This window comes from Streptomyces sp. NPDC058157 (assembly GCF_042884105.1).
GTDB lineage: Bacteria > Actinomycetota > Actinomycetes > Streptomycetales > Streptomycetaceae > Streptomyces.
Map to the genome: position 1 here is coordinate 1 of NZ_JBHVUQ010000139.1, position 21,038 is coordinate 21,038.

The window sequence follows — 21,038 nt, forward strand, 5'->3', positions numbered from 1 at the left end:
GTGATCGGGGTGGACACCTCTCCCGAGATGCTGGCGCTCGCCCGCGCCCCGGGGACGGCCGTCGCGGAGTTCCACCTGGTCGAGGGCGGCCGGACGACCGGCCTCGCCGACGGCTGCGCGGACGCCGTGATGTGCAGCCACGTGCTCGCCTCGCTGCCCGACGAGCAGGCCGTCCTGTCGGTCTTCACGGAGGTCCGCCGACTGCTGCGCCCCGGAGGCCCGTTCGTCCTGCTGTCCACCGACCCCGACTGCGGCGGGACGGAGTACGCCTCCCTGCGCATCGACGGCCCCGCCCCGGCCCGCGTGCCGGGCCAGGAGCTGACCGTGCGGCTGCGGCGCACGGACGGCACCTGGCAGGAGGTGCGCAACCATGCCTGGCCCGTGGCCCGGATCCCCGTGCTGCTGGAGCGGGCCGGGTTCCGGGACGTCCTCCAGGAACGGCCGACGTTCGACGAGGCGCGCGGCGAAGCCGATCCGGAGCTGGTCCGCAGCCGCCCCTGGACCGCCGAACGGGAACGGCCCCCGCTGGTGGTCACCACGGCCCTGGCGGCCTGAGGGCCGCCGCCCGGGGCCGCGGCGGCGGTTCAGCGCCTGAGGATCCTGCGCGAGAGGAGGTTCCCCAGGAACTGCGCGGACTGCACCAGGGCGATGAGCACCAGGACGGTCACCACCATCACCGAGGTGTCGAAGCGCAGGTACCCGTACGTCATCGCCAGGTTGCCCACACCGCCGCCGCCGACGGTCCCCGCCACCGCGGAGAAGTCGATGAGCGCGACGAGCATGAACGTCAGCCCCAGCACCAGCGGCCCGAGCGCCTCGGGGACCAGCACCGTGAGCAGGATCCGCAGCGGGCCGGTGCCCATGGAGCGGGCCGCCTCGATGACGCCCGGCTCGACGGAGAGCAGGTTGGACTCCACGATCCGGGCGATGCCGAAGGTCGCCACGACCGTCATCGGGAAGACCGCGGCGTCGGTGCCGATCATCGTGCCCACCACCGCCCGGGTGACCGGGGCCAGGGCCACGATCGCGATGATGAAGGGGACGGGGCGGACGACGTTGATGAACGTGCCCAGCACCGCGTGCACGGCCCGGTTGGGCAGCACCCCGCCCTTGCGCGTGGCGTACAGGGCGAGCCCGACCGCCAGGCCGCCGACGGTGGAGAGCGCCAGCGTGATCAGCACCATGTAGACGGTCTCGCCGGTCGCGTCGAGGACCTTCGGCCAGAACGTGCTCCAGTCGGCCCTCACCGCACACCCGCCTTCGCACCGGAGCCGACCGCGTCCGCGGTGGCGGCGGCGGACGCGGTGGCGGCGGCGGTGGCGAGGCCCGCGGCGACGGCTTCCACCGCCCCCGCCTCGCCCCGCAGTTCGAGGGTCACACTGCCCAGCGGCCGCCCGCGCACCTCGCCCACCCCGCCGTGCACGAAGGCGAAGTCGACGCCGTGCCCGCGCAGCAGCGGCGCGAGGGCGTCCATGGCCGGGACGCCGTCGACCACCGGCACGGTGACCAGGTGCCCGGGGTGCCGCGCGCGCAGCCGCTCCAGCAGCGGCCCGTCGGGGGCGCTGTGCAGGGCGGAGCGGACGAAGGCGGCGGTGGTGGCGTGGCGCGGGCGCGCGAAGACCTCGTAGACCTCGCCGCTCTCCACCACCTTGCCCGCCTCCATGACGGCCACCCGGTCGCAGAGGCTCCGGACGACCTCCATCTCGTGGGTGATCAGCAGGATCGTGACCCCGAGTTCGCGGTTGACCCGGCGCAGCAGGGCCAGCACCTCGCCCGTGGTCTGCGGGTCGAGGGCGGAGGTGGCCTCGTCGCACAGCAGCAGCCCGGGACGGGTGGCCAGGGCGCGGGCGATGCCGACGCGCTGGCGCTGTCCGCCCGACAGCTGCTCGGGGTAGCGCCCGCCGTGCCCGGACAGCCCGACGAAGTCGAGGGTCTCCTCGGCCCGTGCCCGGGCGGCCGCGCGGTCCAGCCCGGCCAGGTGCAGCGGGTAGAGGACGTTGCCGAGGACGGTGCGCGAGCGGAAGAGGTTGAACTGCTGGAAGACCATGCCGATCTCCCTGCGCACGGGGCGCAGCCCGCGCTCGCCGAGGGCCGCGAGGTCCTGGCCGCCCACCAGGACGCTGCCCGAGGTGGGCTCCTCCAGGCCGTTGACCAGGCGCAGCAGGGTGGACTTGCCCGCGCCGCTGTGGCCGACGACGCCGAAGACGGTGCCCGCGCCGACGGTCAGGCTCACCCCGTCGACGGCGACGGACCCGCCGGGGAACTCCTTGCGCACGTCGCGCAGTTCGACGAGGGGCCGGCCGGGGCCGCCCGCGGTGGTGGGGGCGGTCATCGGGCCAGCTGCTTCGTGATCCGGCCGAGTTCGGCGCGGAGTTCGGGGGCGGGCAGCTCGATGTGGTGGGCGGTGCCGTTGCTGGTGCGGCGGACCTCGTCCTGGACGGGCTTGGAGGCGTAGAGCTCCACGATCTTGCGGAAGTCGGCGTCGTCCTTCCGGTCGGCCCGGGCGGCGATGACGTTGAGGTACGGCAGGGCCTGCGGGCTCGCCGGATCGTCCTTGTACAGCGCGGTGTCGGCCTTGATCCCGGCGAGTTCCGCGACCCCGTCGTTGATGACGGCCGCGTCCGCGTCCTGGAGGGTGCGCGGGGTCTGCTGGGCGTTGACGGGGGTGATCTTCACGTGCTTGGGGTTGGCGGTGATGTCGTCGGGGGTGGCGAAGAGTCCGGCGTCCTTCTTGAGCTCGATGAGCTTGGCCTGCTCCAGGACGTGCAGGGCGCGGCCCTGGTTGGAGGGGTCGTTGGGCAGGGCGACGGACGCTCCGTCGGGGAGGTCGGCGAGCTGCTTGTGCTTGGCGGAGTACAGGCCGAGCGGGACCACGGTGGTGGCGGCGATGGGGGTGATGTCGGTCTTGTTCGCACTGTTGGACTGGGCGAGGAAGACCAGGTGCTGGAAGGCGTTGAGTTCGATGTCGCCGGCGCCGAGGGCCTTGTTGGGCAGCGAGTAGTCGTCGAAGACGACCGTCTCGACGGTCAGGCCCTGCTTCTTCGCCTCCCTGGCGAGGACGTCCCACTCGGGGGAGTCGCCGGAGACGCCCACGCGGATGCGCTTGCCGTCCGAGCCGCCGAGCCCGCAGCCGGAGACGAGCAGCGCGAGGGCGGTGACGGTGGTGGTGAGGGCGAGCGCGGTACGGCGGCGCGGTGTTGCTGCAGACATCGTGGGATCCAGAGGTAGAGGAACGCGTCAAGCGAGGTACCTCTGAACAGTAGGCATGGATCCCGGTATTGGCTTGTTATGAAAGATCGTATTCACGATCCTGCAATGAATCAAAGGTCCGATGGCGGGGTGTGGGATACGGACACCTGGTGCAGCCGCAGCGCCAGCTGGAGCTCCAGCGCGCGGTCGGGGGACTGCCAGTCGGGGCCCAGGAGGCGGCCTATCCGCTCCAGGCGCTGCACCACGGTGTTCACGTGCACGTGCAGCGCCTCCTTCGCCCGGGCCTGGCTCATGCCCGACGCGAAGTAGACCCGCAGGGTGTGCAGCAGGTCGCTGCCGCGCCGGGCGTCGTAGTCCAGTACGGGCCCGAGCGCCGCCCGGACGTACCCCGACAGGTCCGGCCGGTCGCCCAGCAGGACGCCGAGGAACCCGAGTTCGGCGAGGGTGCTGCCGTCCCCGGCCCGGCCCAGGGCGCACAGGGTCGTCAGGCAGCGCAGGGCCTCCGCGTGCGCGCCGGGCAGCGCGGCCGGACCGCCTTCGGCCCGCGCCGCGCCGACCGTCACCGGGGCGCCCACGGACCGGCCCAGCGCCGCCGCCAGCCCGGCGGCGTCCACACCCGTCTCCCGCGAGGGCGCCAGCAGCACCGCGTGGTCGTGGTGGACCCCCGCCAGGCCCCGCCGCTCCCGGGCCTGGTGCGCGGCGGCCGCGAGCAGGCGCGGCCGCGGGGCGGTGTCGCTGTGCAGCACGAACAGGGCGTGCGGGCGGGCCAGATCGACCCCCAGCCGGCGGGCGCGCTCGGCCAGCCCGGCAGGATCCCCGGACGGGCCCAGCAGATCACCGAGCAGCTCCCCGCGGATCCGGTCCTCGGTCTGCGCGACCGACCGCCTCAGGAGCAGCAGCAGGGCCGTGACCATGGCCGCCCGCTCGAACAGCCGCCGCCCGGCCTCGTCCAGACCGGGCCGCCCGGTCAGGGTGACGCTGCCCAGCAGCTCGGGGCCGGCCAGGACGGCGCACACCCAGCCGCCGTCCGCGGCCACGGCCCGCCCGCTGGTCCGGGACGCCGTCACGGCCCGGGCGGGCGGCGCCCCGGCCCGGGTCCGCGAACGGGCCAGCTCCACGCCCTCGGCGTCGTGGACGAGCGTGCCCCCGTCGAGGAGCGCGCCGATGGCCGCCGCCACCTCGCCCAGGTCCCCGCCGCGCAGCACCAGGCCCGTCAGCCGGTCGTGCGCCTCCTCCGCCCGGCGCAGCGCGTCGCTGCTCTCCTGGATGGTGCGGGAGGCCACGCCCAGTTCGGCCAGCGCCCGCCGGGTCTCCTCCAGCAGCCGGGCCCCGTCGATCGCGATGGCCGCGTGGTCGGCCAGCGAGGACAGCAGCGCCACCTCGCGCGGGCCGAACTCGCGCGGGCTGCGGTCGGCGGCGAACAGCACGCCGATCACCCGGGCGCCCAGCCGCAGCGGCACCCCCAGGATGGCGTGCAGGTCCTCCTCACCGACCGCGCCGTCGATGGCGGCGGTGTGCCGGAAGCGCGGATCGCGCTGGTAGTCGCCGGTGGCGTAGGGGCGGGCCGTCTGCGCGACCAGCCCGCCCAGCCCCTCGCCCATCCCCAGCCGCAGCTGCTGGAACGCCGCCGAGACCGAACCGTCGGTGACCCGCATGAACGTGTCCCCGGCGGCCTCGTCGTTCAGCGACAGGTACGTGACGTCGGTGTGCAGCAGCTGCTTGGCCCGGTGGGTGATGGCCCGCAGCACCGAGTCCAGGTCCCGCAGCGCCGCGAGGTCGCCCGCCGTGTCGAACAGCGCGGTCAGCTCCGCCTCGCGCGTGCGGTGCTGGGCCAGCGTGCGGTGGATCTCCAGGGCCACCCCGGTGGCCTCCTCCAGGGCGGCCACCTCGGCCGCGGCGGCGCCCGCCGCGCGCGCGGACGCGGCCGGCCGGGAGAACTCCTCGGCCGGCGCGCCCTGGGCCAGCAGCCCGAGGAGTTCCCGCAGCCCCGCGTCGATCACGCCGCCGAGCATACGGGCCGCCCGCTCAACGCCCGGTCGGAGCAGGGGCCGTGGCCGCCGGCGCGGCCTTCCCCACCCCGGTGAGACTGCGGCCCCGGGTCTCCCGGGCGGCGACCGCGGCCACCGTCGTGACCAGCGCCGTCGCGCACAGGTACACGGACACCGGCACGGACGAGCCGTAGTCCTTGAGCAGCTCGACCGCGACGATCGGCGCGAGCGCCCCGCCGATCAGGGACGCCAGCTGGGAGCCCATCGACGCGCCCGAGTACCGCACCCGGGTGTCGAACATCTCCGAGATGAACGCCGCCTGCGGCCCGTACATCGCCCCGTGCAGCAGCAGCCCCGCCGTGACGGCGACGGCGATCACCGGGAACGACCGCGAGTCGAGCAGCGCGAAGAACGCGAACGCCCACCCGGCCATCCCGACCGACCCCACCAGCGTCACCCTCCGCCGCCCGATCCGGTCCGACAGCGCGCCCCACAGCGGGATGGTCACGAAGTGCACGGCCGAACCGATCAGCACCGCGTTGAGCGCGTCCGACTTGGGCAGGTGCAGATGCACGGTGACGTACACCAGCAGGAACGCGGTGAGGACGTAGTACGAGACGTTCTCCCCGAGCCGCACCCCGATCGCCGTGACCACCTCCCGCCAGTGCAGCCGGAACACCTCCAGCACCGGCGGCCGCTGCCGCCGCCCCGCCGCCTCCTCGGCCTCCGCCCGGGCCCGCGCCTCCAGGAACGCCGGCGACTCCGACACCGAGACCCGGATCCACAGCCCGACCACCACCAGCACCCCGGACAGCAGGAACGGAACCCGCCACCCCCAGGCGAGGAACGCCTCGTCCGACTGCACGGCCGCCAGCAGCGCGAGCACCCCGGTGGCGAGCAGGTTCCCGCCGGGCGCCCCGGCCTGCGGCCACGAGGCCCAGAACCCCCGGCTGCGATCGTCCCCGTGCTCGGCGACCAGCAGCACGGCCCCGCCCCATTCCCCGCCCAGCGCGAACCCCTGCACCAGCCGCAGCAGGGTCAGCAGCACGGGCGCGGCGGCACCGACGCTCGCGTGCGTGGGCAACAGCCCGATGGCGAAGGTGGCCCCGCCCATCATCAGCAGACTCACCACCAACAGCCGCTTCCGCCCGATCCGATCCCCGAAGTGCCCGAACACCACCCCACCGAGCGGCCGCGCGGCGAACCCGACGGCATAGGTGAGGAAGGCCAGCAGGGTCCCGACGAGGGGGTCACTGGCCGGGAAGAACAGGGTGTTGAACACGAGCGCGGCGGCGGATCCGTAAAGAAAGAAGTCGTACCACTCGATGGTGGTCCCGACGAGACTGGCGGCAACGATTCTCCGTATGCCGGACGGGCTGGTTCTGCTCGCTGCGGGGGAGACCATGTGCACCACTTCCAGGGGGTCTGCGGGGACGTCGGGTGTCGCCACAACGTAGAAGTCCCCAGGTCGGCGGCATATGTGGCGGGCCATCACAATCGCGGCCCATCTCGTGTGTCCCACCACCACACGACCACCGCTGACTCATTTCCACCTCTGGAATCACCTCCTCCGGATTGCGTCTGATGTGCAGAATTCCGCCCGCTTTGGAGGGTCGGTGCTGGCTCCTGGTTACGCAGCGTTGAGCGAGGCGCGTTTGGTGGTAGAGGCGCGCAAATGGGAAGCCGGGTCGGAGCCGTAGCCCGCTGCCGCTCGGCGGCTCATCCCGGCGCGGATCGCGCTCCCCGACGGTGACGGTGCTGTGCGGCCGCCACGTGTGAGCGGGCGGTGAGGCGCTTGAGCGTTGGCATCAAGGAGGGCGTACAAATGGTGATCGATTGGGACACCAGCGCCGCACGTTGTCATGGACTCGGTGTTCGCCCTCGAAGCCGAGCTGACCCTGCCCCTCTCCTTCGAGGCCTTGGCCGAGGCGGCGTAGTCAGGTGGCCGCCCCCACGGGGCGTCGGCCACGACGCTGCGGAGCTGACGCACCTGAACGCCGGCTCCCAGTTCAAGGACGCCTCCGGCGGCAGCCGTGTCCGCCTACCGCCGATGGTGACAAGCCGACTGAGACCTCGCTCCAGTCGGGACACCGTTACCAGCCCCGGCCGTCGCTCCCGATACGGCCACACCCGCGGCCCCCTCCGAGATCCACCAGGTGGGACAGGGGGCTGTCAGGAAAGACCATCGTAGGAATGGAAATGGTCGATGCTGGGACGCGCTTCCGGCCGGTGTTGCCCGGGCGCGGGCACCGGGCCCCCACCGGCACCGGACGGGCCGGATGGATCGATGGCCCCGAATCCCCGGGTGGCGGGCGGGGTTGTCCGGCCGTGTCGGTCGCGCCTATCTCGGGTGGACAACCGAGTGGGGGAACCGGCCCGCCGCCTCGAAGCATGCGGGTGAATGTACTTGCAGCCGGTGTACGCATCGGCGAGGAGGCCGGGATCCTTGGCGGATGATCACTGTTTCTTTACAGAGAGTAACCGTGCTGGTGGCTTTCGTGGGGCTGCTGGGAGCCGCTCCGGCCGGCGCCCCGCTCGAGTCCTGGGACACGACGGAGAGGTGTGTGCAGACGGATTGGGACGGCCGTCGCGTCCCCACGCGGACGGGGAACTCCGAGCTCGGGTGGCAGCACTTCTCCCGGCCGCACGGCATCACGAGCTGCAGGCTGGTCAACGCCGCCCTCAATGGCAAGCCCGACAAGCTGTCCGACCAGCAGCGCAACCTCGAGTACTGGGGATCGGCCATCAAGAACGGCCGCCAGGTCGACTTCGCGGCCTACTGCCGGGGGATGCAGAAATGTCCGTCATGGGTCAACTGACCTGCTCCGATGACTGCCTCGCCCGCGCGCAGCGTGCTCTCGCCGCAGCCCTCTGGCACTACACGGACACACCCATCGCCAGGCCATACTACGTCCGCGGCTGTGTTCCCGACCAGGAGGAACCGGCGGTGATCGTCGCGCTGTGGACCGGCCCGGGCGCACGGGAGAAGAGGAACCTGTTCCTACTTGTTCCGCTGGTGTCGGGCGGACTGCCCGTCCCGCCGTGGCGCGTGGTCGCGGGGCTGATGCGGCTCGGCCGCGGCACCCACCTGTTCGGCTCTGTCGGGCGGCGCTTCGAAGGCAAACCCGTCCTTGACGGCAGCGCTCTGGTGGAAGGCGGGGACCAGTCCTGCCTGTGTGACAGTTCTCCCGAATCTGAAGGGCCGCGGGGCTTCTACTTCGAGCGCCCCGGCGAACCGAGGCGCTACCCATGAGTCACGGGCGGGGGCGAGATCACCCCCGCCCTGCGGGCTGATGGTGACTCTGGAAGATGGGCACGGCCGGAGGCTGCGGTTCGAAGCGAGCATCTGCCGGGAAGGTTCGAACGCCGCCATCCCAAAGCTTCCGGAGAATCGGCCCACCCCGACACTTGACCCGACAGGGGAACCACCCTCCCTGGGAGCTCGCCGGTGGCGTGATCGCTGACTATCGGTCACCAGCACTGCTTTCCGGGTCGGCGGGGTTGCTTGTGTTCATAAGCCCGCCACCCCAACCTGGGGTAACGACGTGGGGGCTCGTGCACGGCGCACCGTTGCCGTACGCAATTCAAGCGCGCGCAGATCAGGTTCCGGTTGTGTGGTCGCGCCCGGCCTCGTGCTGACCGTCGCACATGTGGCGGCGCCGGACGGTGACCTCGAGCGGGCTGTCGATGTGCGTGAAGCCGACAGCACCGGCGTGTGGCACCGCGCCCGCATCGTGTGGGAGCACAGGGAACTGGACCTGGTGCTGCTCCGAACCGAGGGTGCCGTGATCGGCGGCGACCTGCCCCCCGTGCGCTGGGGCGAGCTGGTCAGCGACGACCCGGGAAGTCGCCCGGTGTGCACGGTGACGGGGTTTCCTCGCGCATGAGGCTGACCGGGTCCCGCCAGCCCAAGGATGTCGACGGGACCATCAAGCCCAACACCTTCCGCGGTGAGCTGTACGCATTCGAGGTCGACGACGCCCGGCCGGAGTCGGCGGGCGGCTGGCGGGGCATGTCGGGAGCGGGCGTGTTCTGCGAGGACATCCTGGTGGCCGTGGCGACGCTCGCCGCCGAGGGCTGGAGATCCGGTGTGCTGATGGTGACACCGGTGGCCCGACTTCTGCAGGCGCCGGGGTTCGTGGCGGCACTGACCAAAGAGACTGGGCTGGCGCCTCGACTTCAGCCCGCGGACCTGAGCATCCTGCTCGAGGACGCCCCGGATCCGCACCTGTCCTCCAGCTACCTGCTCTCTCCTCGGGCCGAGGTGGTGCCGTTCGCAGGCCAGGAACACCACCTGGAAGCACTGGAAGAATGGTGCCAGGGCCCGCGCGCCATCGACATCGCTTGCATCACCGGCGGGGGCGGCAGCGGTAAAACGCGCCTGGCCACAGAACTCCTCAGTCGTCTGTGTAATCCGTCCGATGTGGCCGCTAAGGTACGCCCGTGGACCGGAGGCTTCCTCGCCTATAACCCCCTGCGCCCCTACTTCACTCTCCTGGCGACCAGCATCCGTCCTCTGTTGGTGGTCGTCGACTATGCCGAAGCCCGACGCGGCCAGCTTGACGCCTTGCTGAGTCAGCTCGGGGCCCGCCACCGCGGCGGGGAGAAGGTCCGGGTGCTGCTGGCTCGCTCGGCTGGTACGTGGTGGCGCCGGGTACGCCGCGACCATCTGGAAGGAGCAGCTGAATCGGCGGTCCACCGCGAGCTCGCGCCGCGGCTGGAGGCGCCGGACGTGGAACTCACACGAGCATCGGAGGCGTTCGCGAACCGTATCGCGCTGCTGCAGAGCGCACGGGTAGATCATGGATGGCAGCCACTGGCCCCCGAGTCGACGGCGCTGTCATCCGTTCCGCTGCAGGCCCCCAGCGACTCCATGGTCGACGTGCACCTCACCGCCCTGGCAGGTGTACTGTCCACCCCCGACACGGCGACCGGCGTATGGAAGCGCCCGGTGGACGTCCTGATTGAGCACGAACAGCGCTACTGGCAGCGCGTTGCCCAGGACCGCGGCCTGGACGGCTTGTTCGCCAAAGAGGAAGGGCTGCTGCCGATGCTGGTGGCCCTGCAGCGCATCAGTGGTGCCCGTACCGAGAAAGAAGCACGGGCTGCTGTCGCCGCCGGCTTGGAGGTGCACCACCGGCACACGACGCCTACGGCGGCAGCCCTGGCCGAGAACGCGGCGATCGAGACGATGCTGGCGGCGCTGTACCCGGCCCCGCCCGGCAGCAGCGCCCGCTGGGGCGCGATGACCCCCGACGTCTTGCGGCTGAGCTCATCGCAGAGGTCGACCGCGATACCTCGCACGCCTTCCTGGAGCACGTGCTGCCCCACCCCCGACTCAGCGAAACCCAGCGCAGTCACAGCATGACCATCGTCGTCCGGGTCGCCGCAACCCAGCCTGATGTCGAGCGCAGCGCGCAGGCCGCCATCGCTGCCCACCCCCGGCAGCTCCTGCCCCTGGCCACCGACACGCTCGCCAGCCAGACGACCCCTGACGCCGCCCGAGCCTGGATCACCGGACTGCAAGACGCCCTCATCACCCAGGGCCCGCAGGCCGGTGCTGACGCCGACACTCGTGCCTGGGCCGAGTAGGCCCTTGAGGCGGCGCTGGCCGATCTGGATGCCGACGTGGACACGGCGCCCGTTGGCGAGCCATCGGATCACGTCGGCCTTGCACCGGACGACACCGGCCGACAAGACGTCCCCAGCCCCGCCCGAAATTCGCGAGGCAGACCAGCAAGCGACGATGATATTTGGCCGTATGGCCTCTCCAGTCGCTGGCGGTGGGCGGCGACCGGTGGGCTGTCCGTCATGGGGCTGATGCAGCTGGTGTTCATCGCCTGGCTCGGCAGCTCCGCCTTCTACGCGTCCGGCGCGTTCAGCAGCATGGCTACGTTGCCGCTGCCTCCGCTGCTCGTGCTGTCTCATCTCGCCGTTGCATACCTCCACGGCATCCGCCGTATCCACCACCGTTGGAGCATCCTCGTTGCATGGCTACCTCTCTCGGCGGTGTGGATGGCAACGCTGGCCTGTGGCGTTCACTTCACCGTGTCTCGCGGGGGCCGAGCCACCGATTTCGTGATGTGGGTGTTCTGGGGCGGCTACACCATGCCGGGTCTGTGTCTGCTCGCGCTTGCCCTGCGAGGGTGGTTCGGCGCCGTTGCCGTTCCCTCGCGGCCTGTCCCTGCCCTGGGTCTACCCACACGGATTTTGTTGGGCCTCCTGCAACGGATCGATCCGCTGGATCCGCCGCCGGACACGGCATCCCCCACTGAGCCGAGCCGTCCTGCCTGAAGATCCAGGACCGGCTCGGTGAAGTCCGCAGCCCGCGAGCGGAGCTGGCCTCGCATCTGGCCGGGCTCCTCGCGGCGGCCGTCATCGGAAGAGTGTCCATCGGTCGGAATCAGCGGAGGCGCGCTACGGTGAGTGACTCTTCTTGCCTTCGGGTAGCGAGTCTGAAGTCGGGCTGCGCCAGGGCGCCGTCGTTCTTGAATCTGCACGAGAATCTGCGGTGCTGGTTCGGTGCTGACTTCCGCGTTTCAGCGAGGGGAAACGGGCAGGTCATAGCTCCGACCGGATGAGTTGTCGTACCACTCGATGGTGGTCCCGACGAGGCTCGCGGCAACGATTCTCCGTATGCCGGACGGACTCGTTCTGCTCGCTGCGGGGGAGACCATGTTGCACCACTTCCAGGTGGTCTGCGGGACGTTCTGCTGTCGCCGCAACGTAGAAGTGTGCAGGTCAGCGGTATATGTGGCGGGGCATCACAATCAGACGGCATCTTGTGTGCCCCACCACCGCACGATTCCCGCGCCCTTGTGGCGTGCGCGTACGGGGCGGGGCACGTTGTGCCCCGCCCGCGTGCGGCGGTCCGTGGGTCAGGCGGGCAGTGCGACGGTCCGGAGGGTGGGGGCTGTCGCCGTGGTCGCGTGGCGCTGCTGCGGTATGGGACGGGGCCGTTCGGCTACGGGGGCTTCGACATCCGTGAGGAGTGTCATGAGTGACGAGCGGGCGCGGGCCACGCGGGAGCGCACCGTGCCGATGGGGCAGCCGATGGCCTCGGCCGCCTCGGCGTAGGGCAGGCCCAGCAGCTGGGTGAGGATGAACGCCTCGCGGCGGTCCGCCGGGATGGTCGCCAGGAGTTCGGCGAGGGCGATGCCGTCCTCGAATCCGGGGAGTCCCTTGGGCTGTGCCCGTTCGGCGGCGGTCTGCCAGTCGTGGCTGTGGGCCAGGCGCGGCCGGGCGGCGGAGCGGCGGATGCTGTCCACGACGGTGCGGCGGGCGATGGACAGGAGCCAGGTCCGGGCGGAGGAGCGGCCCTCGAACCGGGGGAGTGCGGGGAGGGCGCGGAGGAAGACGTCCTGGGTGAGGTCGTCCGCGGCCTGGGGGTCGGCGCTGAGGAAGGCGACGTAGCGCCAGACGTCGCGCTGGAGGGCACGCACGAACCGGTCGGTCTTCTCGGGGTCGCCGTCGCGTGCCGCGAGCGCGAGCCGCGTCACGGCTTCGTCGCTGCCGGCGGTGTGCCGTGCCGTTTTCGGCTCGGCGGGATCCTGGCGGGTGCTCAGGGCAGGGGTCATCGCCACAAGGTCCTTACGCGTGTGGTGTCCGGCGTCGCGGTCGGCGCGGGCCGGTGAGGTGTACGGCCTGCCGGAGGGCATGGCCGATGCCCGAGGCGCGACCAGGGATCACCTGCGCGTGCTCGGGGAGCCGGCTGTCAGATGACAGCGGTTCCCGGTGGCGGACCCCTCGAGGTGATGACGTCGATCAGGAACAGCTGCCGCAGCGGGTCGCTGTCCCGTGTGCGGCGAGCGCGCGGCGGCGGCTGGTGCGGTACCCGAGACGGGGTGAGGAACAGCCGCAGCGGCGTCCAGAGCCATGCCGCGAAGGTGCGCAGCAGTTGGAAGGCGGCCCGTTCTCCGTAGGCGAGCCAGAGTCCGGCGATCACGGCGGCCAGCAGGTGCGCCGCCAGCATGCCGGACGGAGACGGAGACATCGACATGCCGGCCATGGCGTGGCCGTCCGGCATGGGTGTGCCCGCCATGGCGTCCGGCATGCCGTGCAGGGCGTGGTGGGCGTGGGTACCCGCGTCCGCGAACGCCGTTGCGCCGGGCGGTGGTTGGTGCACCATGGGGCCGAGGCCGGCGTCGTCGACCATGCGTGCGGCTTCGGACGGGGACATCTGTGGATCCCCGCACGTCAGGTACTGCGCCCACTGGTCTGCGAACGACCGGCCGGCGGGGAGCGGTCGGCTGAGGGACTGGACCAGGGAGAACCCGGCGTGCAGAGCGGCCTGGACGGCGATCGCCACCGTGGTGACGGCCAGACGTCCGCGCTCGGCGCCGGCCAGGGACCAGGCGAGGGCGGACGTGCCGACGAACGCGCCGGCCATGGCCCACCCGGGCACGGGCGTTCCCGACATGAGCACGTGACCGGTCGCCGCGAGCAGGACGCACAGGGCTGCGAACATCGCAGCCCGTACGGCTCGGGAACAGTGGCCTGGTGTCATGGCGGGCTCATCCTCGCACCCTCGTCGGGGGCAGCGCACCGGGGTGCGCACCATGTTGAGTGGTTTCCGTCCGACTCCTGAGCCCGATCCCGGAGGTGTGGTGCAGGCCACTGCGAGACGGGGGAACCGGGTGGGGTGTTCGACCGACTGACTGCGCATCCGGTTGTTGTGATGCGCCTCGAAAGGAGACGGCTGTGCCAGAAGAGGAAACGGCGACAGCCGTGCCGGCAGGGGCGGAGTTCCGGGCGGAAGGCCGCCTCACCGGGCTCCTGACGGCCGCCATGGCCTTCTCGATGCTTCAGCTGTTCCTGCTCGGTGCGCTCGGGCCGCGTCTCGTGGACGCGTTGGGCATGTCGCCCGTTGTGCTGGGTCTGACGACGACGATCGGGTTCGGTACGGCGGCCCTGCTCTCACCGGCCGGCGGCCGGATCGTGGACCGGGTGGGCCCGCGGCGCTCGCTCGTGGCACTGCTCCTGGTCTCCGCCGTGGCCCTCGCGCTGATCGGGGCCGCTCCCGGCGCCTGGCTGCTGCTGGGCGCGGTCGCGCTGGGCGGGGTGCCGCAGGCGCTGGCGAACCCGGCGACCAACAAGGCGATCCTCGCGGCGGTGCCGCCCGCCCGCCGGGGTGCGGTCACCGGCATGAAGCAGTCCGGCGTCCAACTGGGCGCCTTCGCGGCGGGGTTGCCGCTGGCGGCCCTCGCCTCGGGGCTGGGATGGAGGGGCGCGGTGTGGGTGGCCGCCGGTGCGGCTCTCCTGACCGGGCTGTGGGCGTGGCGAACCCTGCCCGTCGACCCGCCGGTCTCATCGGGCGCTCCGCACACCTCCCTCGTCCCGCGCGGAACGGTCGCGTGGCTCGCGGTGTTCTCACTGTTCCTGGGCTGCGGGATTGCCTCGGTGAACACCTACCTCGCGCTGTTCGGAGCGCGGCAACTGGGGCTGGGACCGACCGCGGCGGCCGCCTTGGTCGCGGTGCTGGGCGTGACGGGTGTCGCGGGCCGCGTGGGCTGGTCGAAGGCGGCGCGTCCGGGCCTGGCCGAGTGGCTGCCGGGCTGGCTCGCCTGCGGGGCGCTCGGCGCCGCCGTGCTCCTCGCGGCGGCGGTCGCGGTGGGGCCGCTCGTGTGGCTCGGCGCCGTCGCGGTGGGGGTGTTCGCCGTCTCCGGCAATGCCGTCACGATGGTCCTCGTGATGCAGCGGGCCGCACGCGGGCGGGCGGGGCAGGACTCGGCGCTGACCGCGGCCGGGTTCTTCGCCGGGTTCGCGGTGGGCCCCCCGCTGTTCGGCCTGTCGGCTTCGGACCACCGGTACGGGACGGGCTGGCTGCTGGTGGCGGCCGAGTTCGGCGTGGCGGGGGCGGTCGCGTTCGTCTGGGCCGTGCGCGACCGCCGTGCCCGGGCCGTGGGTTCCACATGATCGTGGAGGACTGGGCCGGTCGTGCCCTGGCGGCGCTGGTGGAGCGCGTCGGAGCGACCGAGTCGCAGGTGGGCGCTCGCTTTCCGCTCTACGCGGATCCTGAGGACGGCCGGTGGACGACGACCGGCCGCGGTTCGTGGGCGGGCGGGTTCTGGGCCGGGTTGCTGTGGCTCAGGGCCCGGTACACCGGCGCCGTCGCCGACCGTGCGGCGGCGATGGAGTGCACGGCCCGCCTGGCGCCCTGGGCGGAGGCGGACACGGCGACCCGCGGCCTGATCCTCTGGTACGGAACGGCTCTGGCGACGGACGATCACGAGGCCGAGGCCGGGGCGATCAGGAGGGCGGCCGCCGAGGCCTGCCTGCTGGCGCACGACCCCGCGCTGGGTCTCGTGCCCTGGGGAGACGCTTTCGGCGGACCCCGCCTCCTGGCCCGGGCCGACGCCGTTCCCGGCATGCTGTCCTTGCTCGCCACAGCGGCACCCGGCGGAGCGAAGGCCGCGGCAGCCCACCTCCACCAGCACCTCGACCTCTGCCTGGGCGGACTTGCGGAGGGACGGTGGCCGGCACCGGCCTGGCAGTACAGGCCGGGGGAGCGGCGGGAGCGGTGGCAGCCGCTGGACGACCCGCCCGCCGGGTGGAGCCGGGGCGGGGCCTGGCTGCTGCTCGCGGTCGCCGAAGCCCTGCTGCATCCCGAACTCTCGCTCCGCCGGCCGGACCGGCTCACGGCGGCCGCCGAACAGCTCCTGGCCCGTGGGGGATTCCTCACGGGTCCGCTCGTTCCGCCCGCCGAGGCGCACCGGCCCGACGGTCCGCTCGACACCTCGGCCGCCGCCATCACCGCGGTGGCCCTGATGAAACTCGCCGGGGTGCCCGGCCCGTGGGCGGACCACTGCTCCCGCCGGGCCGTGGCGATACTGGCCCGGCTGAGCGAGAGCCACCTCCACCACGAGGAGGCGACCGCCCCGGTGGGGAGACTCGTGGACGGCTGCTACGACGCGGGCAAGGGCCTGGCCGTACGGCATGAACTCGTCTGGGGGACCTTCTTCCTGACGCTCGCGCTCGCCGCCCTGGACGGCCACGTCGACCTCACCCGCGTGTAGCGGACGGTCCTTCATAGCCGCGCAGGACCCGCCGGGCCACGGAGGTGATGTGCAGTTCGTCGGGCCCGTCGAGGATCCTGGCGGCACGGCCGCCGCGGAAGAGAGCGGGCAGCGGCGTGTCCGGCCCGAGCCCGGCGGCGCCGTGGACCTGGATGGCGGAGTCCACGACCTGCTGGAGCATCCGGGCCGCCGCGACCTTGGCGAGTCCGACCTCGACGTGGGCGTCCTGCCCGGACTCGATCAGGGCCACCGCCTCGTGGACCAGGGGACGGGTGGTGCGCAGGGAGAGCAGGGCGTCGAAGACGTGCTGCTGGACCAGTTGGTGGTCGGCGAGCCGTCCTCGGGATCCGCTCCGGGTCGCGGCCCGCTCGCACATGAGGTCGAAGGCGCGTCGGGCCTGTCCGAGCCAGCGCAGGCAGCGGAGCGTCCGCCCCAGCTGGAGCCGTTCCCCGGCGACGGCGAGCGCCTGGCCGGGCTCACCGACCAGGTGGTCGGCCGGCACCGCCACCCGGTCGAGCTTGATCTCGTACTGGCCGGACGCGCCGAACACCGGGAGTTCACGGACGACGCGGAAGCCGGGGGAGTCCGTCGGTACCAGGAGCAGCGACAGCCCCTCGCGGTCCCCGGGGGCGCCGGAGGTGCGGGCGAGCACCGTGACCAGGTCGGCGGTCGCGGCTCCCGAGGTGAACCACTTGCGGCCGCTGACCGACCAGCTCCCGTCCGCCCGGCGTTCGGCCCGCGTCGCGGTCCGGAACGGGTCGGTGCCGGGCACGTCGGGTTCGGTCATCGCGTAGCAGGTGCGGATCTCTCCGGCGACCAGGCGCGTGAGGTACGCCTCGCGGATCCGGTGGCCGCCGTGGCGCGCGAGCATGGTCACGTCGAGGAGCGGTGCCGAGCCGAGAGCCGCGGGTCCGTGATCGCTGCTGCCCTCGACCTCGGCCAGTGCGGCGTACGCCCCCAAGGCGAGGCCCCCGCCCCCGAGTTCCAGCGGGAGCGGCAGGGCCCACAAGCCCTCCTCGCGGGCACGGTTGCGCAGCTCGGCCTGGACGGCCGAGGCCGTGCGCCCTCCCGCGTCCAGTGCCGGCTCGTACGGGATCACCTCGTCCCGGACGAACCGAGCGACCCGCTCGCCCAACTCGGCCACGCGTACGTCGAGTTGGACCGGCCCGGTCGTGGCTGCACCTGGATCCGTCACTGCTTTCCTCCAGATTTCCGGGAACCCGTGGGAACGGTTGTCCGACTGTCTGTCCGTGGAACTGGTCGGGCGCGCACGCTCCCGGGTTCCCGGATTCCGAGAAACGTCCCGGCCCGGCCACCGCCGCGCCAGGAGAGGAGAGGCATGGCGTCACCAGCAACCACGCAGACGGTCCGGCCGCTCGACACGCTGCGCTTCGACACTTCGGGGCCACCGCAGATCACGAGCGTCGTGGCGGACCGCCTCCGGCTGCTCGGAGCGCAGGGCGAGCCCGTCGGGCAGGACGACTCGGCCACCGGAAGCATCGTGATCGCCGGTGCGGGAGTCGAGCCGGTCCACGCGACCACCGGCTGGGGCGACCCGGCCACCGGGCTCGTCGACGAGGCCACCGTGCAGGCCGCCACCGGCGTCATGGCCGTCCACGGCCGGCGCGACGGCGGCCCGCGCGGCCTGGCCGTCGACTACACGGCCACCGCCACCGCCGTCCTCACCGTCCAGGGACTGCTCGCCACCCTGATCGGCTCGGCACGCGGCATCCAGCCCCGGCACGTCACCACGGGAGCGGACCGCGCCGGGCTGCTCGCGGTCTCCCAGTACCTCGCCGCTGCCGGAGCCGACGAGGGGGAGGCGGCCGACCTCGCGCCCGGTGGGCCGCCCTTCACCTCGGCCGAGGGCACCCTCTTCGAACTGGAGACCCTCGATCCCGGAGCCTGGGCCGCCTTCTGGAGGGCACTCGAAGCACCCGCCGACGCGATGCGGGCCGGCTGGCGCCCCTTCCAGTTCCGGTACGCCACCGCCTGCGCTCCCTTCCCCGCAGCCCTGCACCAGGTCACCCGGTCCCACCCCCTGGATGGGATCCGGCGGGCGGCCGCGCTCTCCGGCGCCGAGGTGTGCGCCCTGCGCACGCTGGCCGAACGGGCCGCCGAACGGGCCGCCGAACACGACGGCGCCGCGCCCTGGTCCCTGCGTCCGCTGGGGCCCGCCACGAAGACCGCCGTGGCCGCGGCGTCCTCCGGCGGACCACTGGCCGGGCTCACCGTGCTGGAGGCGGGCCGCCGCATCCAGGCCCCGCTCGCCGCACACCTGCTGGGGCTGCTCGGTGCCGAGGTGATACGGATCGAGCCGCCGGGCGGGGACCCCCTGCGCGGCATGCCCCCGGCCTGCTCCGGCATCTCGGCCCGCTGGCTCGCCCTCAACCGGGGCAAGAAGGCGGTGGAGATCGACATCAAGGCCGGCGCCGACCGGCGCCGCCTGCGGGACATGGCCGCCGACGCCGACGTCTTCCTGCACAACTGGGCGCCGGGCAAGGCGGCGGAACTCGGCCTCGACGCCGAGGACCTCGCCGCCGTCAACCCGGGCCTGGTGTACGCGTACACCAGCGGCTGGGCCGACCGCCTGCCCGACGCCCCCATGGGGACGGACTTCATGGTGCAGGCCCGCACCGGCGTCGGTGAAGCCGTACGACCCGAAGGCGAACCGCCCGCCCCCTCCCTGATGACGCTGCTCGACGTCCTGGGCGGGCTGACCGGCGCCGAAGCCGTGCTCGCGGGGCTCCTGCTGAGGGAACGCACCGGTCACGGCGTACGCGTCGACTCCTCCCTGCTCGGCGCGGCCGACACCCTGACCGCACCCGCCCTGCGCCGCGCCGCCCGCGGCGAGAACCCGAGGCAGCCGGCGGGCTTCCGCCACCCGCTGCCCACCGCTGACGGCCGGGTCGCACCCGCCGACGCGTGCGCGAGCGCAGCCGCAGCCTACGACCTGCGTGAACTCGCCACCCCGGACGCGCTGAGCCTGCTGCGCGACCACGGCCTGAGCGCCACCGCCGTCACCACGGACCTGGCCGATCTCCATCACGACGCGCGCTTCGCCGGCGCGATCACCCGCGACGCGCACGGTGCCCCCGCCGTCCCCGACCCCTGGAGCTTCAGATGACCGTCGCCCTGCACGACCTGCTGCCCGCCGGGCTCCGCCGCTCCTGGGCGGTCGACGGCACCTGCCCCGACCTGGACCTCTACAGCCTCTTCCGGGCACGACAGATCGCGAACCTGCACGCCACCGCCATCCTCGACGACAAGGGCGCACTCTGTTACACGGCCCTGGACCGCAAGGTGCGATGTCTGGCCGTCGGCCTGCGCGACCTGGGCATAGGCCCGGGCGACGTGGTCGGCGTACAGCTCCCCGGCAACCGCAACGCGGTCATCGCCGACCTCGCCATCGCGGCCGTCGGGGCGATCGCCCTGCCCTTCCCCGTCGGCCGCGGCGTCCTGGAGGCCGAGTGCCTGCTGCGCCGGGCCGAGGCCGTCGCCGTCATCGCCGCGACCGAACACCGCGGCTCCCACCACGCCGCCGACCTGCTCGCCCTGGCCCCCTCGCAGCCGGCGCTCCGGCACGTGATCGCCGCCGGCCCCGGAACGGCCCCCGAGGGGGCGGTCTCCTTCTCGCGGCTGCTGCGCTCGGACGCGACCGCCTTCACCCCCGCCCGGCCGGACCCCGACAGCGCGGCGCGCATCCTGGTCTCCTCCGGCTCCGAGGCCGAGCCGAAGATGATCGCCTACTCCCACAACGCCCTCGCCGGCGGGCGCGGCAACTTCCTGGCCTCCCTCATGCCGGACGCAACGCCCCCGCGCTGCCTGTTCCTCGTCCCCCTGGGCTCCGCCTTCGGCTCCAACGGCACCGCGGTCACCCTGGCCCGGCACGGCGGCACCCTCGTCCTGCTCGACCACTTCACCCCCGAGGCCGCCCTGGCGGCCGTACGGGAGCACGAGCCCACCCACATCCTGGGCGTGCCGACCATGATCCGCATGATGCTCGACCGGCTCGACGCCGACGGCGGGGTCCTGCCCACGCCCACCGCCCTCGTCCTGGGCGGTGCGCCGCTCGACGAGACGACCGCCGAGGACGCGGCCCGCGCCTTCGGCTGCCCCGTCGTCAACCTCTACGGCTCCGCCGACGGCGTCAACTGCCACACCGGCCTCGCCCACCAGGTCCCGCCCACGGACAGCACGGGCGTGGTCGCGGGTCACCCCGACCCGCGCGTCGCCGAGATCCGCATCGCCGACCCGGACACCCACGCGCCGCTGCCCGACGGCGCCGTCGGGGAGATCATCTCGCGCGGCCCGATGACCCCGCTGTGCTACGTCGCCTCCCCGCACCTCGACGCCCGCTACCGCACCCCCGACGGCTGGGTCCGCACAGGAGACCTCGGCTTCCTCGACGCGGAGGGCACCCTGCACGTCGTCGGCCGCCTCAAGGACATCGTGATCCGGGGCGGAGCCAACATCAGCCCCGCCGAGGTCGAACGGCAGCTGGCCGCCCACCCTCTGGTCCGCGACGTGGTGTGCGTGGGCGTCCCGGACACGCTGATGGGCGAACGCCTCGCCGCCTGCATCGTGCCCCGCACGGCCCAGGCGCCCGTACTGGAGGAACTCGGTGCGTACCTGACCGCACGGGGCCTGGAGCGGCGCAAGCACCCCGAACGCCTGCTGGTGGTGGCCGAACTGCCGCTGACTCCGGCGGGCAAGCCCGACCGGGCCGCCCTGCGGGAGCGCCTGTCCGAAGCCGGCGCGCCCGACCCCGTACGCCCGGCTCCGCTCGCGCAGGCCGGATGACAGGCGGGCCCGGGCAGCGTGC

19 protein-coding genes are annotated in these 21,038 nt (G+C 72.9%); 11 read left to right on the forward strand and 8 right to left on the reverse strand.

Annotation, left to right across the window (positions count from 1 at the left end; all coding sequences use genetic code 11):
• Positions 1-555, forward strand: a 555-nt coding sequence (locus ACFVXK_RS27585; protein WP_389616294.1) for a class I SAM-dependent methyltransferase, incomplete at its 5' end; no start/stop codon positions are given.
• A gap of 29 nt (positions 556-584) precedes the next feature.
• Here the strand turns inward: ACFVXK_RS27585 and ACFVXK_RS27590 are convergent.
• The 5 genes from ACFVXK_RS27590 to ACFVXK_RS27610 form a co-directional block, all read right to left on the reverse strand.
• On the reverse strand, positions 585-1,247 hold the full coding sequence (locus tag ACFVXK_RS27590; protein WP_389616297.1) for a methionine ABC transporter permease: 663 nt from the start codon (positions 1,245-1,247) through the stop codon (positions 585-587).
• On the reverse strand, positions 1,244-2,332 hold the full coding sequence (locus ACFVXK_RS27595) for a methionine ABC transporter ATP-binding protein (RefSeq protein WP_389616300.1): 1,089 nt from the start codon (positions 2,330-2,332) through the stop codon (positions 1,244-1,246). The genes ACFVXK_RS27590 and ACFVXK_RS27595 overlap by 4 nt, the downstream gene beginning before the upstream one ends.
• Positions 2,329-3,210 carry a MetQ/NlpA family ABC transporter substrate-binding protein gene (locus ACFVXK_RS27600; protein WP_389616303.1) on the reverse strand — a complete coding sequence of 294 codons (882 nt, stop codon included), beginning with the start codon at positions 3,208-3,210 and terminating at the stop codon, positions 2,329-2,331. Before ACFVXK_RS27600 ends, ACFVXK_RS27595 begins: the two co-directional genes overlap by 4 nt.
• Positions 3,211-3,320: 110 nt before the next feature.
• A complete protein-coding gene (locus ACFVXK_RS27605) occupies positions 3,321-5,222 on the reverse strand; it encodes a helix-turn-helix domain-containing protein (RefSeq protein ID WP_389616306.1) in 1,902 nt (633 codons plus the stop codon).
• Between the two features lie 13 nt (positions 5,223-5,235).
• Positions 5,236-6,603 (reverse strand): MFS transporter, encoded by a 1,368-nt coding sequence (locus tag ACFVXK_RS27610; RefSeq protein ID WP_389616342.1) that lies wholly within the window; start codon positions 6,601-6,603, stop codon positions 5,236-5,238.
• A gap of 1,159 nt (positions 6,604-7,762) precedes the next feature.
• Here ACFVXK_RS27610 and ACFVXK_RS27615 point away from each other — a divergent pair.
• From ACFVXK_RS27615 to ACFVXK_RS27640, 6 genes are all read left to right on the forward strand, one after another.
• The gene (locus ACFVXK_RS27615; RefSeq protein ID WP_389616309.1) at positions 7,763-8,017 is read left to right on the forward strand and encodes a hypothetical protein; all 255 of its coding nucleotides are present in this window, start codon (positions 7,763-7,765) and stop codon (positions 8,015-8,017) included.
• Between the two features lie 128 nt (positions 8,018-8,145).
• Complete coding sequence (locus ACFVXK_RS27620) at positions 8,146-8,451, forward strand: hypothetical protein (RefSeq protein WP_389616312.1); 306 nt, start codon at positions 8,146-8,148, stop codon at positions 8,449-8,451.
• Positions 8,452-8,812: 361 nt separating this feature from the next.
• Positions 8,813-9,085, forward strand: coding sequence for a trypsin-like peptidase domain-containing protein (locus ACFVXK_RS27625; protein ID WP_389616315.1), 273 nt, complete (start codon positions 8,813-8,815; stop codon positions 9,083-9,085).
• Positions 9,082-10,566: a hypothetical protein gene (locus tag ACFVXK_RS27630; protein WP_389616318.1), complete on the forward strand. Its 1,485-nt coding sequence runs from the start codon at positions 9,082-9,084 to the stop codon at positions 10,564-10,566. Before ACFVXK_RS27625 ends, ACFVXK_RS27630 begins: the two co-directional genes overlap by 4 nt.
• The gene (locus ACFVXK_RS27635; RefSeq protein ID WP_389616321.1) at positions 10,563-10,790 is read left to right on the forward strand and encodes a hypothetical protein; all 228 of its coding nucleotides are present in this window, start codon (positions 10,563-10,565) and stop codon (positions 10,788-10,790) included. Before ACFVXK_RS27630 ends, ACFVXK_RS27635 begins: the two co-directional genes overlap by 4 nt.
• A 219-nt stretch (positions 10,791-11,009) precedes the next feature.
• Positions 11,010-11,492 (forward strand): hypothetical protein, encoded by a 483-nt coding sequence (locus ACFVXK_RS27640; protein WP_389616322.1) that lies wholly within the window; start codon positions 11,010-11,012, stop codon positions 11,490-11,492.
• A 584-nt stretch (positions 11,493-12,076) separates the two neighbouring features.
• Here ACFVXK_RS27640 and ACFVXK_RS27645 read toward each other — a convergent pair.
• A complete protein-coding gene (locus ACFVXK_RS27645; RefSeq protein WP_389616324.1) occupies positions 12,077-12,775 on the reverse strand; it encodes a sigma-70 family RNA polymerase sigma factor in 699 nt (232 codons plus the stop codon).
• A 137-nt stretch (positions 12,776-12,912) separates the two neighbouring features.
• Complete coding sequence (locus ACFVXK_RS27650) at positions 12,913-13,665, reverse strand: hypothetical protein (protein ID WP_389616327.1); 753 nt, start codon at positions 13,663-13,665, stop codon at positions 12,913-12,915.
• A 320-nt stretch (positions 13,666-13,985) separates the two neighbouring features.
• On the opposite strand from ACFVXK_RS27650, the gene ACFVXK_RS27655 reads away from it, so the two are divergent.
• Both ACFVXK_RS27655 and ACFVXK_RS27660 read left to right on the forward strand, forming a co-directional pair.
• A complete protein-coding gene (locus tag ACFVXK_RS27655; RefSeq protein WP_389616345.1) occupies positions 13,986-15,113 on the forward strand; it encodes an MFS transporter in 1,128 nt (375 codons plus the stop codon).
• Entirely contained in the window at positions 15,110-16,213 is a 1,104-nt protein-coding gene (locus tag ACFVXK_RS27660) for a sugar ABC transporter permease (protein ID WP_389616330.1), read from the forward strand. The genes ACFVXK_RS27655 and ACFVXK_RS27660 overlap by 4 nt, the downstream gene beginning before the upstream one ends.
• Here the strand turns inward: ACFVXK_RS27660 and ACFVXK_RS27665 are convergent.
• A complete protein-coding gene (locus tag ACFVXK_RS27665; protein WP_389616333.1) occupies positions 16,200-17,408 on the reverse strand; it encodes an acyl-CoA dehydrogenase family protein in 1,209 nt (402 codons plus the stop codon). The two genes, ACFVXK_RS27660 and ACFVXK_RS27665, sit on opposite strands and share 14 nt — an antisense overlap.
• Positions 17,409-17,552: 144 nt before the next feature.
• Here ACFVXK_RS27665 and ACFVXK_RS27670 point away from each other — a divergent pair, with 144 nt between their 5' ends.
• Together ACFVXK_RS27670 and ACFVXK_RS27675 are read left to right on the forward strand one after the other, a co-directional pair.
• Positions 17,553-19,340: a CoA transferase gene (locus ACFVXK_RS27670; protein WP_389616336.1), complete on the forward strand. Its 1,788-nt coding sequence runs from the start codon at positions 17,553-17,555 to the stop codon at positions 19,338-19,340.
• Complete coding sequence (locus ACFVXK_RS27675; RefSeq protein WP_389616339.1) at positions 19,337-21,016, forward strand: class I adenylate-forming enzyme family protein; 1,680 nt, start codon at positions 19,337-19,339, stop codon at positions 21,014-21,016. The genes ACFVXK_RS27670 and ACFVXK_RS27675 overlap by 4 nt, the downstream gene beginning before the upstream one ends.
• The last annotated feature ends 22 nt before the right edge of the window (positions 21,017-21,038 follow it).

Excerpts from the sequence above, each read along its gene's own strand:
- ACFVXK_RS27635 (WP_389616321.1), top strand. The coding sequence starts at position 10,563 with ATGACCATCGTCGTCCGGGTCGCCGCAACCCAGCCTGATGTCGAGCGC.
- ACFVXK_RS27605 (WP_389616306.1), bottom strand. The coding sequence starts at position 5,222 with ATGCTCGGCGGCGTGATCGACGCGGGGCTGCGGGAACTCCTCGGGCTG.
- ACFVXK_RS27645 (WP_389616324.1), bottom strand. The coding sequence starts at position 12,775 with ATGACCCCTGCCCTGAGCACCCGCCAGGATCCCGCCGAGCCGAAAACG.
- ACFVXK_RS27640 (WP_389616322.1), top strand. The coding sequence starts at position 11,010 with ATGGGGCTGATGCAGCTGGTGTTCATCGCCTGGCTCGGCAGCTCCGCC.
- ACFVXK_RS27655 (WP_389616345.1), top strand. The coding sequence starts at position 13,986 with ATGGCCTTCTCGATGCTTCAGCTGTTCCTGCTCGGTGCGCTCGGGCCG.
- ACFVXK_RS27610 (WP_389616342.1), bottom strand. The coding sequence starts at position 6,603 with ATGGTCTCCCCCGCAGCGAGCAGAACCAGCCCGTCCGGCATACGGAGA.
- ACFVXK_RS27650 (WP_389616327.1), bottom strand. The coding sequence starts at position 13,665 with ATGTTCGCAGCCCTGTGCGTCCTGCTCGCGGCGACCGGTCACGTGCTC.
- ACFVXK_RS27675 (WP_389616339.1), top strand. The coding sequence starts at position 19,337 with ATGACCGTCGCCCTGCACGACCTGCTGCCCGCCGGGCTCCGCCGCTCC.
- ACFVXK_RS27630 (WP_389616318.1), top strand. The coding sequence starts at position 9,082 with ATGAGGCTGACCGGGTCCCGCCAGCCCAAGGATGTCGACGGGACCATC.
- ACFVXK_RS27600 (WP_389616303.1), bottom strand. The coding sequence starts at position 3,210 with ATGTCTGCAGCAACACCGCGCCGCCGTACCGCGCTCGCCCTCACCACC.
- ACFVXK_RS27660 (WP_389616330.1), top strand. The coding sequence starts at position 15,110 with ATGATCGTGGAGGACTGGGCCGGTCGTGCCCTGGCGGCGCTGGTGGAG.
- ACFVXK_RS27670 (WP_389616336.1), top strand. The coding sequence starts at position 17,553 with ATGGCGTCACCAGCAACCACGCAGACGGTCCGGCCGCTCGACACGCTG.
- ACFVXK_RS27595 (WP_389616300.1), bottom strand. The coding sequence starts at position 2,332 with ATGACCGCCCCCACCACCGCGGGCGGCCCCGGCCGGCCCCTCGTCGAA.